Annotated in this window: 9 protein-coding genes; 4 read left to right on the top strand and 5 right to left on the bottom strand. The window is 62.5% G+C overall.

The window, feature by feature from the left end:
* The first annotated feature begins 36 nt into the window (after positions 1 to 36).
* Complete coding sequence (dxs, locus tag HDE79_RS04895; RefSeq protein ID WP_184600759.1) at positions 37 to 1,923, top strand: 1-deoxy-D-xylulose-5-phosphate synthase; 1,887 nt, start codon at positions 37 to 39, stop codon at positions 1,921 to 1,923.
* Between the two features lie 49 nt (positions 1,924 to 1,972).
* Here the strand turns inward: dxs and prmC are convergent, their stop codons facing one another.
* Together prmC and HDE79_RS04885 are read right to left on the bottom strand one after the other, a co-directional pair.
* Positions 1,973 to 2,794 carry a peptide chain release factor N(5)-glutamine methyltransferase gene (prmC, locus tag HDE79_RS04890; protein WP_184600758.1) on the bottom strand — a complete coding sequence of 274 codons (822 nt, stop codon included), beginning with the start codon at positions 2,792 to 2,794 and terminating at the stop codon, positions 1,973 to 1,975.
* The gene (locus HDE79_RS04885; protein WP_184600757.1) at positions 2,787 to 6,911 is read right to left on the bottom strand and encodes a hypothetical protein; all 4,125 of its coding nucleotides are present in this window, start codon (positions 6,909 to 6,911) and stop codon (positions 2,787 to 2,789) included. Before HDE79_RS04885 ends, prmC begins: the two co-directional genes overlap by 8 nt.
* A gap of 210 nt (positions 6,912 to 7,121) precedes the next feature.
* Between HDE79_RS04885 and HDE79_RS04880 the strand changes: the two genes are divergently transcribed.
* Positions 7,122 to 8,051, top strand: coding sequence for an alpha/beta hydrolase (locus HDE79_RS04880; protein ID WP_184600756.1), 930 nt, complete (start codon positions 7,122 to 7,124; stop codon positions 8,049 to 8,051).
* A gap of 82 nt (positions 8,052 to 8,133) precedes the next feature.
* Here HDE79_RS04880 and HDE79_RS04875 read toward each other — a convergent pair whose 3' ends face one another.
* The 3 genes from HDE79_RS04875 to HDE79_RS04865 form a co-directional block, all read right to left on the bottom strand.
* Entirely contained in the window at positions 8,134 to 10,836 is a 2,703-nt protein-coding gene (locus HDE79_RS04875; RefSeq protein WP_184600755.1) for a M1 family metallopeptidase, read from the bottom strand.
* Positions 10,837 to 11,001: 165 nt separating this feature from the next.
* The gene (locus tag HDE79_RS04870) at positions 11,002 to 11,541 is read right to left on the bottom strand and encodes a carboxymuconolactone decarboxylase family protein (RefSeq protein WP_184600754.1); all 540 of its coding nucleotides are present in this window, start codon (positions 11,539 to 11,541) and stop codon (positions 11,002 to 11,004) included.
* A 167-nt stretch (positions 11,542 to 11,708) separates the two neighbouring features.
* On the bottom strand, positions 11,709 to 12,248 hold the full coding sequence (locus tag HDE79_RS04865) for a peroxiredoxin (RefSeq protein ID WP_184600753.1): 540 nt from the start codon (positions 12,246 to 12,248) through the stop codon (positions 11,709 to 11,711).
* 186 nt (positions 12,249 to 12,434) lie between these two features.
* Between HDE79_RS04865 and HDE79_RS04860 the strand changes: the two genes are divergently transcribed.
* Together HDE79_RS04860 and HDE79_RS04855 are read left to right on the top strand one after the other, a co-directional pair.
* Positions 12,435 to 13,379 (top strand): LysR substrate-binding domain-containing protein, encoded by a 945-nt coding sequence (locus tag HDE79_RS04860; protein ID WP_184600752.1) that lies wholly within the window; start codon positions 12,435 to 12,437, stop codon positions 13,377 to 13,379.
* 95 nt (positions 13,380 to 13,474) lie between these two features.
* Complete coding sequence (locus HDE79_RS04855; RefSeq protein ID WP_184600751.1) at positions 13,475 to 14,074, top strand: hypothetical protein; 600 nt, start codon at positions 13,475 to 13,477, stop codon at positions 14,072 to 14,074.
* Positions 14,075 to 14,093 lie beyond the last annotated feature (19 nt).

Below are 14,093 nucleotides of genomic sequence, written 5' to 3'. Positions count from 1 at the left end.
CTTGCTCCGCCATGCCGCTGGACCAACAATACGCAGATGACTGAGCTTTCCCGCTACCCCCATCTCGACAAAATCGACACGCCGATCGATCTGCGCCGCGTATCCGACGACCAGCTGCCGGCCGTGGCCGACGAGCTGCGGCAGTACCTGATCGAGGCCGTGGCCAGCTCCGGCGGCCACTTTGGTGCCGGCCTTGGCGTAGTGGAACTGACCGTGGCGCTGCATTACGTCTTCGAAACGCCGGTGGATCGGCTGGTATGGGACGTCGGCCACCAGTGCTACCCGCACAAGATTCTCACCGGCCGCCGCAACCGCATCACCACGATCAAGAAGAAGGATGGCTTGGCGCCATTCCCGCGCCGCGAGGAAAGCGAGTACGACACCTTCGGCGTCGGCCACTCGTCCACCTCGATCTCCGCCGCGTTGGGCATGGCGATCGCCGCGCAGCGCAAGGGTGACCATCGCAAGGTCGTTGCCGTGATCGGTGATGGCGCAATGACCGCCGGCATGGCGTTCGAAGCGCTGAACCACGGCGGCGATGTCGAGCCGAATATGCTGGTGGTATTCAACGACAACGGCATGTCGATCAGTGAAAACGTCGGTGCGCTGACCAAAATGATGGCGCGCGCAATGGCAAGCCAGACGCTCAATACCTGGCGCGAGCGGGCCAAGCGGGCGATCCCGAAAAAATCCTTCTTCGGCCGCTGGTTCAAGCGTTGGGAGGAACACGCCAAGGGCATGTTCGTGCCCAGCACGCTGTTCGAAGAGCTGGGCTTCCACTACACCGGACCGATCGACGGCCACAACATCCCGCAACTGCTGCACGCACTGCGCACGGTGAAGAACCTGCCCGGGCCGCAGTTGTTGCACGTGATCACTACGAAAGGCAAGGGCTACGCGCCGGCCGAGCAGGCGCAGATCGAATACCACGCGGTTGGGCCGTTCGATCCAGAAGCGGGCCTCACGAAAAAATCTGCACCGGCAAAACCCACCTATACCGATATCTTCGGTGATTGGCTGTGCGACATGGCCGCCAGCGACGAGCGCCTGCTCGGCATCACGCCAGCGATGCGCGAAGGCTCGGGCCTGGTACGTTTCTCCAAGGAATACCCGCAGCGCTATTTCGATGTCGCCATCGCCGAGCAGCACGCCGTGACGCTGGCCGCCGGCATGGCCTGCGAAGGTGCCAAGCCGGTGGTGGCGATCTATTCCACCTTTCTGCAGCGCGCCTACGACCAAGCCATCCACGATGTGGCTCTGCAGAATCTCGACGTCACTTTCGCCATCGATCGCGCCGGCGTGGTCGGGCCGGATGGCGCGACGCACTCTGGCACGTTCGATCTCTCTTTCCTGCGCTGCCTGCCCAACATGCTGATCATGGCGCCGGCCGACGAAAACGAGTGCCGCATGATGCTCAGCACTGGCTTCCAGCACACGGGACCCGCTGCGATTCGTTACCCACGCGGCAGTGGTCCGGGTGCCGTTATGCATAAAGAACTCGATACCTTGCCGATTGGCAAGGCCGAGCTACGCCGGCGTGGCCATGGTCTGGCGTTGCTGAGCTTCGGCAGCATGCTGGCACCCGCTGCAACCATCGCCGCCGAGCTTGATGCGACCTTGGTCAATATGCGCTTCGTCAAACCGCTGGACGAGGCGATGCTGCTCGAACTGGCGAAAACCCACGATGCCTTCGTCACGCTGGAGGACAATGCCGTCGCCGGTGGTGCCGGCTCGGGCGTCGCCGAATGCCTGGCTGCCCACGGTATCGTCAAACCCATCCTGCATCTCGGCCTTCCGGATCTCTATCTGGAACATGGGAGCCGTGACGAAGTGTTGACCATGGCAGGCCTCGATCTGCCCGGCATCCGCCATGCGATACAGGCGCGATTTCCCCAGCTGATGGCGATCGCCAGTACGGGTTGAGTAATCCAGTTTCACCTCTGGAAGCCCTGCCATCCCGCGGGGCTCTTTATTAAATACGACCACCGCTGACGCGATCGCGCTGCTCCAGATCCTGCGCAGTGAATACCTTGATGTAACCGGCGGCATTCAGCAGTTTCCGCACAGCCTCGCCCTGGTGCCAGCCGTGCTCGAACAGCAGCCAGCCGCCGGGCTGCAGATGCTCGCGCGCATCGTTGATGATGCAGCGGATATCCTTCAATCCATCCCTACCAGACACCAGCGCACTGGCCGGTTCAAAGCGCAGATCGCCGTGAGCGAGGTGTGGATCGTTTGCCTCGATATACGGTGGATTGGAAACAATCAGCGCAAAACGCTGGAAGATCAGCGGTGTCAGCCAGTCGCCCTGGAGAAAGTCCACGTTGTTGATGCGCAGGCGCCGGGCGTTGCCTATCGCGACCGCGAGCGCCGCCGCACTCGCATCGGTGGCGGTGATGCTGGCCTGTGGACGCGCGCTGGCAATGGCCAGCGCGATGGCGCCGCTGCCGGTACCGAGGTCAGCGACCTGCGCGGCCGTGCCACGAGGCAGGCGCTCCAGTGCCAGCTCGACCAGCAGCTCGGTTTCCGGCCGCGGGATCAGTGTGTCCGGTGTTACCTCCAGATCCAGCGACCAGAAGCCCCGACGACCGGTGATATAGGCGACAGGCTCCCCCTGCACCCGGCGATCAACCAGCGTCATATAAGCCGTCTGGACGTCTATATCCAGCTCATCGTCGGCATGCGCGATAAACCAGCTGCGTGACTTGCCCAGCGCATGCAGCAGGAGCACCTCGGCATCGATACCGTCGCCGATGCGTTGCATGGCATCGGTCAGCACACTGCGCACGTCAGACATGCGGCGGCTCCTCGTTGGCGCCAGTGGTTGCTGGCAGGGGCGCTGTCGACTTGGGCCGCCAGTAGCCGCCACTGGACCACGCCTCGAAGCCCCAGCGCAGCCAGCCGATCAGCGCGTTGGCCAACCATAGCGCCCACGCCAGCATGGCGATCTTGTAGACCCACAGCGACACGCTCAGCACACCACCAAGTGGCAACGCATCCGCCGTCTGGTCAGCAAACCAGTGCAGTTGCCACGCGCTGGAATCGTTGCCTGCCACGTGCATGTCGGGCAAGCCGAGCAAGCCCTTCGGCACGGCTGAGATCAGCACCAGCAACGCAAGCAACGTGAGGATGGCGAGACCGATCTGCAGCAGATTGAACACTGGCGTACTGAGGCGAGCCGAGAGCTCACCGCGCGCCCGCAACCCCAACAGGATCAACCACAGCACCACCAGCGCATAGGCACTCCACGCGAACGCGGAGAAACCCAACCCCAGCAAAAGCCAGTGGTGGAACCGCAGCGGTGTGGGTGCGTAGCGCGCCAGCAACCACGATGCCAACAGCAATACGATCAACTGCGACCAGTACAGCACCGCCGGGCCAGCCGTCGGCCCCCACGTCCACAGCACCCAGCGATCCTGTGGCGGACGCAGCGTGAGGTCGATATTGGCGGTCGCTGCATGCAGTGCAAATGCCGGCGTATGCAAGCGCGCAGCGACACCACCGGGCTCGCGCAGACGCAGCGTGTAGTCGTGTTCACCCGGCAGCAGCGGCAGATTGAGTTTGCCATCGCGGATGACGAGATTGATCGGCGCATCATCACGCTTCGCCTCCAGCAGCTCGGCACCCGAAGGCAGGCTGATGGCATGCTCGCCGCCACGCGTGCTGCGCGCCTGCAGATTCAACGTGGTTTCGGTGACGCGTTCACCTGTCGTGCTATCCACCTGCACGCGGTCAAACGCGAGACTGTCGCCGGCGATCGCCATCGGCTGGCTCAGCACGAGTTGGAGCGTCTCGCCAGGTAGCGGCTGATAGCGCAAGCCGTCGTCGCTGGCGCTGGTCGGCACGCCTTTGGCATCCACGTGCCACATTGGCGCCGTACTGATTTGCCAGACCTCGGCACGCTCGCTCAGTACCGGCGCCTTCAACGTCAGCGTCGTCGTGTGATCGAGCCGGCTGGTCCAGTGCACGGTGTCGCTGCCGGCGCTGAAGGTGACACTGATGCGTCCATCTTTCACCAGCGCGTCGTCGCCCAACGGATGTTCGCCAGGCAATAGTGGCAGCGTGGTGCTGAAGCCGCCGTCCTTGGGGGCGATGCGCTCGGCGACGTTTTCCACCGTCCAGTCGATACCCAGCGCAAGACTACGGGTCAGCCGAATGTAGGGCGGGAAGCTCTGCGCCAGCGCAGTGTCCTTGCCGTCGATGGCCGTGCGCACACGGTTGAGCGCAATGCTGTCGCCGAGCACGCGACCATCGTCGACACCATCCAGCGACCAGCCTTGTCCGGCAAAATCGATGTGCTGCGGACGCAGTTCAAAGCGCAGGCTGGCACTATCCGCCGCAGCGATGCGGTAGCGCAGGCTGACCCGATGCACACCCCGATCCAGCCGCAGCAGCAGCTGATCACCACGACGTGCCAGCGGCGCGATGGGATGACCGTCCACGCTGACATCGAGCAACTGCAGTGCATCATCCGGTTGCGGCAAGGGCAAAGCGGTTGGCGCACCGATATGCGCTTCCAATACGACACCGAGTGTATCGGCCGTCACCTGCAGCTGTGCCTGCGCAATCTGCGCGCACGTCGGCGCACAGGTCGGCGCCTCGGTGAGACGAGTACGCAGCTGATTGAGCAACTGTTGATCAGGCAGGCTCTGCGCGTGAGATACATGTGGCAGCAGCACCAGCACGATCAGCACTGCACCAGCCACGCCACGGTTGCGCAAGGTATGCAGCGATCCGCGCAACGGTGGCAACAGCAACAGTGCAAGCCTGGCCAGCAGCGCAGCCAACAGGGCCACCATCAGCACGCGCAGCAGGCGCACCAGCCACGATGGCGCGATCACCAAGCGGGTTGTCTGTTCTGGCGTCACTGGCCCGGACCAGCCGAGGTGATAATTGTTGCCCTGGTTCCACTGCGGTGTGCCGCCGCCGGCCTGAATCAGGTCGGGGTTGTTTTGTTCGTGGGTGACCTGCGTGGAAGATGATATCGACGAACCCGTGACTACCACCTCTTTCAACTCCGGATGCGCGGACTTACTTTCATCCTGAGAAGCGGACTGGCTGGCCATTGATGAATCTTCGACCGGCGCGGGTGGAGCTGGCGCGGCCATGACAGGTGGCGGCGGTTGAACGGCATTCTGGCTGACTTCGTCCACTGCCGGCGGCGCGCTGTAACCTGCAGCAACAGCCTGTCCATTCAACGAATCTTCCAGCTGCGAATGCAAGGCGTCCTGCAGCTGCGTCGACGCAAACGGCAGCGTCCACAGCACAGCCGACGCAAACAACACGATGGCACCGATGCGTGCGCCCAGCCGTAGACGCCCTTCGGGCAAGGCCCGCATCAGCAGCGCCAGCGCGATGGCTACGGCAAGCGTCCAGCGCGGCGCGCCGTCCTCGTGCTGCGCCAGCGCAAGAAAAACAACGGCCAGCGCCGCCCAGCGCCAGCCAAGCAAGCGGCCGGCAAGTAATGCAATAACCGCAACGATGAAAAGATCGAGCAGGCTCCACTGCGCCACCCACGAATCCGGCGAACGGTCCGCACCGGGCGCACCGAGCAGGCGATAGCCCTGTGGCAGATGCAGCGTGGCGTCGATGCTTTCCAGCGGCAGCTGCCAGCCGGCACTGGGCACAGCAACACTGTGCTCGGGCAGACGCAGACCTGCACTGAGATCGATTTTCTGCTGACGTACTTCGACCCCGCTGCGACCGTTGTCGCCCTTGCTGATCAGCAACGACTCTTCGCCCTGCGATGCCCGCTGCAGCTGCCACGGAGTGGCCACATCCAGACGCTGGTGATGACGCAGGTCACCGCTGAGATGATCGGCGACGCTGAGCCCAGCGCCATCGAAATCAAGCCACAGCTCTCGCTGCAGATGCAGCTGAGCGCCCTGCCCACCTTCGTCGCCGCGCGCACCCTGTTCGATCGTGAGGCCGGCAGTATCGTCCAGCGCAAAGGCCGGCAGCTCCCGCCAGTCGTCCGGCACGCCAGCCTGTGCCGCATCGACAGCGCGACCGTCGACGCGTGTGCTGCGCAGATCAGTGTCATCGGCGTAACTCCAGATTTCCTGCCGTGGCCACGGCGCTACCGGCAGCTTCAACGCGATGGCACTCAGTGCATCGGTGCGGCGCGCCTGCAACGAAACAGTCCATTGGCCAGGCCGCAGTTGCACGCGCAGCCGGCCATCATTCTCAAGTCGCGCTGGCAAATCGCCAGTCAGCGCGGTCGCAACAAAACCGGCTGGCAGGGCCGGCCCGAGCAGTTGCTCCCGCGCACTGCCAGTCACGTTGAACTGCAGCTGGGTTTCCAGCGTCGCCGGCAGACCATCTTCCAGGCGACGATAGACGCGCAACGAGAGCGCATCAGCAGCGCGCTGCGCAGAGGCGGCTTCGCCAAGCGTCAGCTGATCGCCCTGGCGTTCGCTGCGGGTGACCGCGGCGCCATCAACGCTCAACGTGATCAAACCGATCGACGCAGGCACGCGCAGGCGCGGTGGTCGTGCGGTCCACGGCAGCGTGCCCTGCAATGTGTAGTCACCCGCGGTAAGCCACAGCATCGGCTGACCCTCGTGCTGCAACACGGTCGCCGGCTGGTTATTGGTGCTGACCTGCTGCGGCCAGTTTCTCGCATCACCCGGCAGGACGACCCAGCTGGGCGCGTCCACATGCACATCGAGGCTGAAATGGCCCCCGTCCTTGTTTGCATCCAAGGTCAACCGACCGGGCCACGCACACTGATAACTGCCGGCGTTTGGCATCTGGTTGGCGAGGAATGGGCAGTCATGCTGCGGTACGCCGTGCAGCACCCAGGCCTGCCAGTCGCGCAGTGGCGGCGGTATGTCCTGCGCCAACAATGGCGATGCCATCAGCCAACTGAATAGCCAGCAAAAGGCCAGCAACACAACCGATCGACGATCCATTTCTGCTTTCCCCATGCCAATGCCCCTCATGCTTGCGCTCCCTGGTTCACTCCTGCGGCCATCACAGTGTAGGTGCTATAGAGCTGGACCTGCATCCTGCGGCGGCGTCATCACGTATTTAAAAGCTCACTCATACGCTCACGCACCGTTTTCTGTCGCCAAAATTGGCGACAAAACCGGCGAGCTACCGCAAAGATGCGAGGAACAGGCATGCCGTCGGACCACCACGCTCCATCCCCTCGCCCACGTCGCTCCAGCCTGCTAGCAGCGATTCTGTTGACGCTCAGTGCCGGCCTGCTGACAGGTTGTCAGGCAACGCTTTTTGCCGGTCTCAACGCGACAAGCCATCACGGCGACGTCATCGTTGATCACGACGTGACGTTTGATGCCGAGCATGGCCTGGCCATGGACATCTATCGCCTGCCGCATACCGAACACGCGCCGGTGGTGGTGTATTTCTACGGCGGCAGTTGGAAGTCCGGCAAGCGCCAGTGGTATCGCTTCGTCGGCGAGGCGCTGGCCAAGCGCGGCCTGGTCGTGATGATTCCGGATTACCGGCTGTGGCCGAAAGTGAAACTGGACGGCTTCATGCAGGACGGTGCGCGCGCGGTGGCGTGGACGCACACGCATGCAGGCGAATACGGCGGCGACAACAAAGAGCTGTTCGTGATGGGGCATTCGGCCGGCGCGCACATCGCCGCCCTGCTGGCAACGGACGCGCACTGGCTTGCTGACGACGGCATGCAACCAAGGCAGCTGGCCGGCTTTATCGGCCTGGCCGGCCCGTATGATTTCCTGCCACTGAAAGACCCGGATTTCGTCGACATGTTCGGTCCCACCCATGAAGCCCAGCTGCGCTCGCAGCCCGTGCACTTCGTCAACGGCGATGAACCGCCGATGCTGCTGATGCAAGGCACCACCGACAAGATCGTCTGGCCACGCAATACCCTTTCGCTGGCCGCTGCCATGCGCCGCGAGCATGAGCCGGTCGAAGTAAAACTCTACCCGGGCATTGGCCATTTCGCGCTGCTGTTTTCGCTGTCCGAGCAATTTCGCAGCAAGGCGCCGGCACTGAACGACACCGTGGATTTCATCCACACACAGGTGATGCAGCGACGGCAGGCGGCGTCAGCACTTTAGAAAAGCATCATAAAAAACGCCGGGCATGACGGCCCGGCGTTTTTTATTTGCAGTCACTGGACTCAGCAAGACATCAAGGCACTCAACGCAGAATCGATGCCGGATCCTGCTTGGCCTTCAGTGCGCTGCAGAGCTGGATCGATTCGCTGGTCTGCGCCAGACCGCGATCGACACCATCCGCATCTTTCAGGCGTGGCTTGAAGAACGCCTGCACGCGATCGACCTCGGCAGCCGAACAACCACCACCGGCGGCAAAATGCGGCAGATAACCACCGGCGAAGCTGCCCGTGCGTGCCAAAATCTGCGTGTAATGTGCAGTAAACCAGGACCACAACGCATCGCGCTGCGCCTGTGTATCACGACCTCCACGCACCAGCGATGCCATCTCGCCCACCTTGACCGGCTTGCTGAGGGCGAAGTCACGCACCTCGTTGGTCAATGCGGGATCTTCCACACTGGCCAGACCCGCCAGCATGCTGTTGCGCAGCGCGGCATCGCTGGTCTGTGGCAGTTCGGCGATCAGCGCGTCGACCACCGGCTTGCCCTGCTCCTGCGCGGCTACACCCAGCGCGTCTCCCAGCAGATCGGGATCGGCAACGGAGAGGTTCAGACGTCCATCTGGTTGGCGCTTGAGTGCCGCCTCGCCTTGCTTGAGCAGCTCGGCACGTACTTCAGGCAGCTTGTACTGCAGGCCAAGCGCACCGGCAAGCTCACTGCGCAGCAGCGCATCGTCACCGGATTCACCGTCCTTGCGCTGGTAGCCGAGCTGCTGCAGACGCGGCAGGTAAGCGTCCCTCACCCATTCGGCAAGCTTGCTGCGCTGCGCGTCGGTGACGGCCTCGTTGTGATAGATCCACTCAATTTGATCGAGTGGTGCGGTAGCGACCACCAGAATCTTCGATGATGTCAGCGGCTTCAGTGCGACCAGCGCATCACCAGCGTCGATGTCACCGTGCCGGAAGCTCGCATCGATGGCATCGGCATAAGCCAGCTGCTCGGCGTCGCTGAGCAGGCCAACGTGTGCAGTCAGATCGCCCAGCTCCTTCTTGCCGAGGCTGAAACGGTAGTAACCGCTGGCGTTGGCATTGGGCATGATCCACGTTGACTGGCTGACCCCGGCCAGCACCATCGAGCCGGTGGCTTTGTCGAGTACCTCGCAGTTGACCTTGCTGGACTGTGCTTTATCTTTGCCGTTGGCGGCCGTGCCATAACGCACGCACACCGGAATACCCCAGATGCGCTTGCTGTCGCCGGTGCTGCCGACCGGCAGGAAACGGCTCTGGCTCAGATGCAGCACGGTCTTGCCATCCTTCTGTTCCAGTGACGTCTGCACATACGGCACGCCCGACTGATCGAGGAAGCTATTGAACGCGTGCTTGAAGTCGTTGCCCTTGCCGGCCGCGGTGGCAATCGACGAGACCAGGTCATCGGCCACGGCGTTGCCGAACTTGTGCTTCTGGATGTACGCCTGCATGCCTTTCTGGAAGGTCTTTTCGCCGACGTAATTCTCGAACATGCCGATGACGCTGGCACCCTTCTTGTAGGTGATGCCGTCGAATGCGGTTTCGATATCGCCATTGCCGGTGATTGGCTGACGGATCTTGCGCGCGCTGACCAGACTGTCGTTGCTCATCGCGCCTTGCGCGCCGGTGACGCGATCGAGATCGGCGCGATATTCCGGATGCACCTGCTCGGTCACCTTCTGCTGCATCCAGGTGGCGAACGCCTCGTTGAGCCAGATGTCGTTCCACCATTCCAGCGTCACCGTGTCACCGGTCCACTGATGCGCCAGCTCATGCGCGGTGACGTTGAACGAGCCACGCACGTTGCGCGCCGGTGAGTCCTCATCGAGCAGCAGCAACCAGTCGCGGAAGGTCACCAGACCCGCGTTCTCCATCGCCCCAGCGGAGAAATCCGGTGCCGCCAGCACATCGAGCTTGTCCCACGGATAGCCGAAGCCGTAGTAGTTTTCCAGCGCATGGATAATGCTTGGGGTTTCGCCCAGCACGTGCTGCATGCGATGGGCTTCGCCGGCCGAGGCAATGCCACGCAGTGGCAACGGCGTGGTGCGATAAGCATCCGGCGAAATGTCCGGCGCGGTGGCAATGCTCCACGGCCCCACGCCAAAGGCGACCAGGTAGGTCGGCAGCGGCAGCGTTTGCGCAAACTCCAGCGTCTTCCAGCCGTCACCAGCTGGCGTCTCTTTCACTTGCCGAGTGTTGGCAACGGCGGTGTCTTTTTCGGGAATGGTCAGGCTGATCGTGAACGGCGTCTTGAAGCCCGGTTCGTCGAAACCCGGAAACGCAAAGCGCGCGCTGATCGGTTCCATCTGCGTCATCGCGTAGGGCTGCCCCTTCGCCGATACCTTGTACAGGCCCTGCAGTTGCGCGTTGAGCGGCGCGGTGTATTCAAAAGCCAGCGTCAGCATCTGCGGCTTCAGCGTGCTGCCGAAATCCACGCGCACCACACCGGCTTTCGGGTCCGCCGAAGTGTAAGTACCCACATGCGCCGTGCCAGCGGCGTCGATGATGGCCACCTTCGATACCTTCAGCTCGCTGCCGTCCAGCCAAAGATGATCGGATGCCTTGCTGAGCTTGACCTTGATCGTGGTGGTGCCGGAGAAATCGTCCTGTGCCGGATCGACCTTGAACGACAGCGCGTAGGACTGCGGAACCGCCCAGAGCGGCAACCGGCCCTGCGGCACTTGATCAGCCGTGGCAGCAAACGCAGCACCGCAGCAGCAGGCCAGCGCAGTCAGCAAAAGAGGACGAACAAAACGACGCATGAGGATTCCCGTTACCGAAGTGATGACCGCCCACGCTAAGTGGCACATGACTTTCGACACAGTGCCAGAAGGCATGGCCCGGCTGATTCCCGCGCGCAAAAAAACCCGGCCATCGCTGACCGGGGCTCACTTTGCATCAATCAACACGACGTGCTTGTGGCGAAATCAGCCCGCCACGTCCGCCTGCTCCAGCGCCACGGCCACGGCATGGATCACCGCAGCGATGCGTGCCGCACTCTGGATCGGCTGCGCCGACAGACCGTGCTTGCGCAGGGTCTTCTCGTGCGACTCCAGGCACATGCCGCAACCGTTGACCGCCGACACCGCCAGCGACGCCAGTTCAAAGTCGACTTTGTCACCACCGGGGTTGGCCATGGCATTCATGCGCAAGCCGGCGCGCAGCGTGCCGTATTCGGCGTCGCCCACCAAGTGGATGAAACGGTAATAGATGTTGTTCATGCCCATGATCGACGCCGCGACGCGGGCACCTTTCAACTCGTCTTCGCTGGCGTGCTGCGCAGCCAGTTCGTTGACGGCCGCGGTGAGCGGTTTGTAGCGCGAAGCAATCGCCGACGCGAGCGCGATCACCGCGATCTGCTTCTGGGTCAGGCCGGGCGCACCGCCCTCGGTCAGCACGGACTCGAGGTTGAGACGCAGGTCCTTGGCATAGTCGGGCAACTGGCTTTTCAGATCGGCAAGACTCATGGAACACCTCAGTAAAATTTCGGGAAGAAATAAAAATTCAGGGCAAAAAAATCCGGCGGCGAAGCGAGCCTCGCCGCCGGTGGTTTAAAACCCTCGCGTCAGCGGGGGGAGGGACAAACTCTGACGCCAGGGGTAGAGCGAACAGTCAGATACCGGCTATCAAGCGATCAGGCAACCTGCAGGGTCTCTTCACCCTTGCTCCAGTTGCATGGGCACAGTTCGTCGGTCTGCAGGGCGTCCAACACGCGCAGCACTTCCTGCGGGTTCCGGCCAACCGAACCGTCGGTGACGTAGACGAAGCGGATGATGCCGTCCGGATCGACCAGGAACGTGGCGCGCTGGGCGACGCCGTCGTCGCCCAGGATGCCCAGTGCCGAGGTCAGGTCTTTCTTGATGTCGGCCAGCATCGGGAACGGCAGGTCGCGCAGATCCTTGTGATCCTTGCGCCAGGCCAGATGCACGAACTCGCTGTCCGTGCTGGCAGCCAGCACCTGGCAATCGCGATCAGCGAACTGGCCGTTCAAGTCGCCAAAGCCCTTGATCTCAGTCGGGCAGACGAAGGTGAAGTCCTTCGGGTAGAAGAACACCAACAGCCACTTGCCCTTGTAGGTGCCATTGTCGATCGGGGCGAACGCCTTCTCGACGCTTTCGGTGGAAACGGTCGCGAGGAGGTTGAACTGCGGGAACTTGTCGCCGATGGTCAGCATGGTTTTTCTCCGATGAATAGGGTGTGGCAGATTGACGCCCTGCAAAATGGGCGAGAGAAATATGAGCAAGAAGCCCGTTTACGGCATGTCGCGATGCAGCATCGTACGAAACCAGCCCACATTGTTCAAATTGATGGTTTACATCACAATCATAGGCACTGACTATCAAGGCAATTGACATCGCCCATGAATCTGCGTGATCTGCACTACCTCGTTGCCCTGGCCGAACATCGCCACTTCGGTCGCGCCGCCGAAGCCAGCTTCGTCAGCCAGCCCACGTTGTCGACACAGATCAAGAAGCTGGAAGACGAGCTTGGCGTCACGTTGGTCGAACGCATGCCGCGCAAAGTGCTGCTCACCGAAACCGGTCGCGAGATAGCCCGCCGCGCGCGTATGGTGCTGGCCGAGGTCGACGAGATCAAGGCCACGGCCCAGCGCACTCGTGACCCGGAAGCCGGCACGCTGCGGCTGGGCATCTTCCCCACCCTTGGACCGTACCTGTTGCCGCATGTGATCCCGTTAATGCGCGACCGCTTTCCCCGGCTGGAGCTGCTGCTGACCGAAGGCAAGACGGAAGACATCATTCACATGCTGCGCGACGGTTCGCTCGATGCCGGCATTCTGGCGCTGCCGCTGCATGAGGATTCGCTGCATTCCGAGTTCCTGTTCGAGGAGCCCTTCGTGCTGGCCGTACCCAACAATCACGCGCTGGTGAAACAGAAGGGCAAGCTCAAGCTGTCCGACCTCGCCGCCGAGCGATTGCTGCTGCTGGAAGACGGCCACTGCCTGCGCGATCAGGCGCTGGAAGTGTGTCAGCTGGCTGGCGCAGGCGAGAAAACCGGCTTCCGCGCCACCAGCCTGGAAACTCTGCGGCAGATGGTTGCTGCCAATGTAGGCATCACCCTGCTACCCACGCTGGCGACCAAGCCGCCGATGGCGCGCACCGACAACGTTCACTTGATCGAATTCGCCGGCCACCCGCCAAGCCGGCGCATCGCCATGGTGTGGCGCAAGAGCGCATCGATGAACACCTTTCTCAAACGGGTGGCCCAGGTGTTCCACGAGTTGCCGGCAGATCTGTTCGTGCCGGGCATCGAGCGGGCCAGACGGGCGAAGCTGGCCAAGAGCTGATTTATCGGGACGCGACGACGATCACTTGAAGTCTCCGGGAACTCACCGGAGCAGTTCAGCCACTCCACCATTTCAGCACACACAAGGCCGAGACCATGCGTCGCGTACTGATCGCCCTGCTCGCGCTGCTGATCGGCTGGGGCGCACTGTCCCATTGGCGGCATCGCGCCGTGACGCAACCACCCGGCATACTGGCACCGGACACGCCGCAGCAGGACAACCTCGGAACCGCCGCACCGGTTCTGCAGCAAGGCGATGTCACGCTCACGACCCGTGCACATTTTGTTGTCACCGCACGCGTGCTTTCGCGTGAAGATTATTCATGGGACGCCGATGCAAAGTTGATTCCGGAAGATCTCGCACTCGGCTGGGGTCGCATGTCCGACAGCTCGGTGCTGGCCAGCATCAAGATCACCCAATCCGACCGCTTCTACTACTGGCACGTCCACCAGTTTCCGATTCCCCGCCGCGAAATCGAAACCTCCAGCGCCAACATGCACATGATCCCCGCCGACGCGGGCGTCAAACGCGAACTCGAGCAGGTTCGCGTCGGCCAGGTCGTGCACTTCGAAGGCTTTCTCGTCGATGCCAGCCGTCCGGGCGGCTGGCACTGGAAAACGTCGATGACACGGGACGATGTCGGTGCTGGCGCCTGTGAGCTGGTTTATGTCGAAAGTCTGATGATCGCAAAGTGACAGCCCAACACTTCTGCCG

The sequence above is a fragment of the Rhodanobacter sp. MP1X3 genome, assembly GCF_014207165.1.
In the GTDB taxonomy this organism is placed as follows: Bacteria; Pseudomonadota; Gammaproteobacteria; order Xanthomonadales; family Rhodanobacteraceae; genus Rhodanobacter.
The sequence above is the reverse complement of the archived record's forward strand: the minus strand, read 5'-3'. Positions and strand labels throughout refer to the sequence as shown.

Excerpts from the sequence above, each read along its gene's own strand:
- HDE79_RS04860 (WP_184600752.1), top strand. The coding sequence starts at position 12,435 with ATGAATCTGCGTGATCTGCACTACCTCGTTGCCCTGGCCGAACATCGC.
- dxs (WP_184600759.1), top strand. The coding sequence starts at position 37 with ATGACTGAGCTTTCCCGCTACCCCCATCTCGACAAAATCGACACGCCG.
- HDE79_RS04880 (WP_184600756.1), top strand. The coding sequence starts at position 7,122 with ATGCCGTCGGACCACCACGCTCCATCCCCTCGCCCACGTCGCTCCAGC.
- HDE79_RS04875 (WP_184600755.1), bottom strand. The coding sequence starts at position 10,836 with ATGCGTCGTTTTGTTCGTCCTCTTTTGCTGACTGCGCTGGCCTGCTGC.
- prmC (WP_184600758.1), bottom strand. The coding sequence starts at position 2,794 with ATGTCTGACGTGCGCAGTGTGCTGACCGATGCCATGCAACGCATCGGC.
- HDE79_RS04885 (WP_184600757.1), bottom strand. The coding sequence starts at position 6,911 with ATGGATCGTCGATCGGTTGTGTTGCTGGCCTTTTGCTGGCTATTCAGT.
- HDE79_RS04855 (WP_184600751.1), top strand. The coding sequence starts at position 13,475 with ATGCGTCGCGTACTGATCGCCCTGCTCGCGCTGCTGATCGGCTGGGGC.
- HDE79_RS04865 (WP_184600753.1), bottom strand. The coding sequence starts at position 12,248 with ATGCTGACCATCGGCGACAAGTTCCCGCAGTTCAACCTCCTCGCGACC.
- HDE79_RS04870 (WP_184600754.1), bottom strand. The coding sequence starts at position 11,541 with ATGAGTCTTGCCGATCTGAAAAGCCAGTTGCCCGACTATGCCAAGGAC.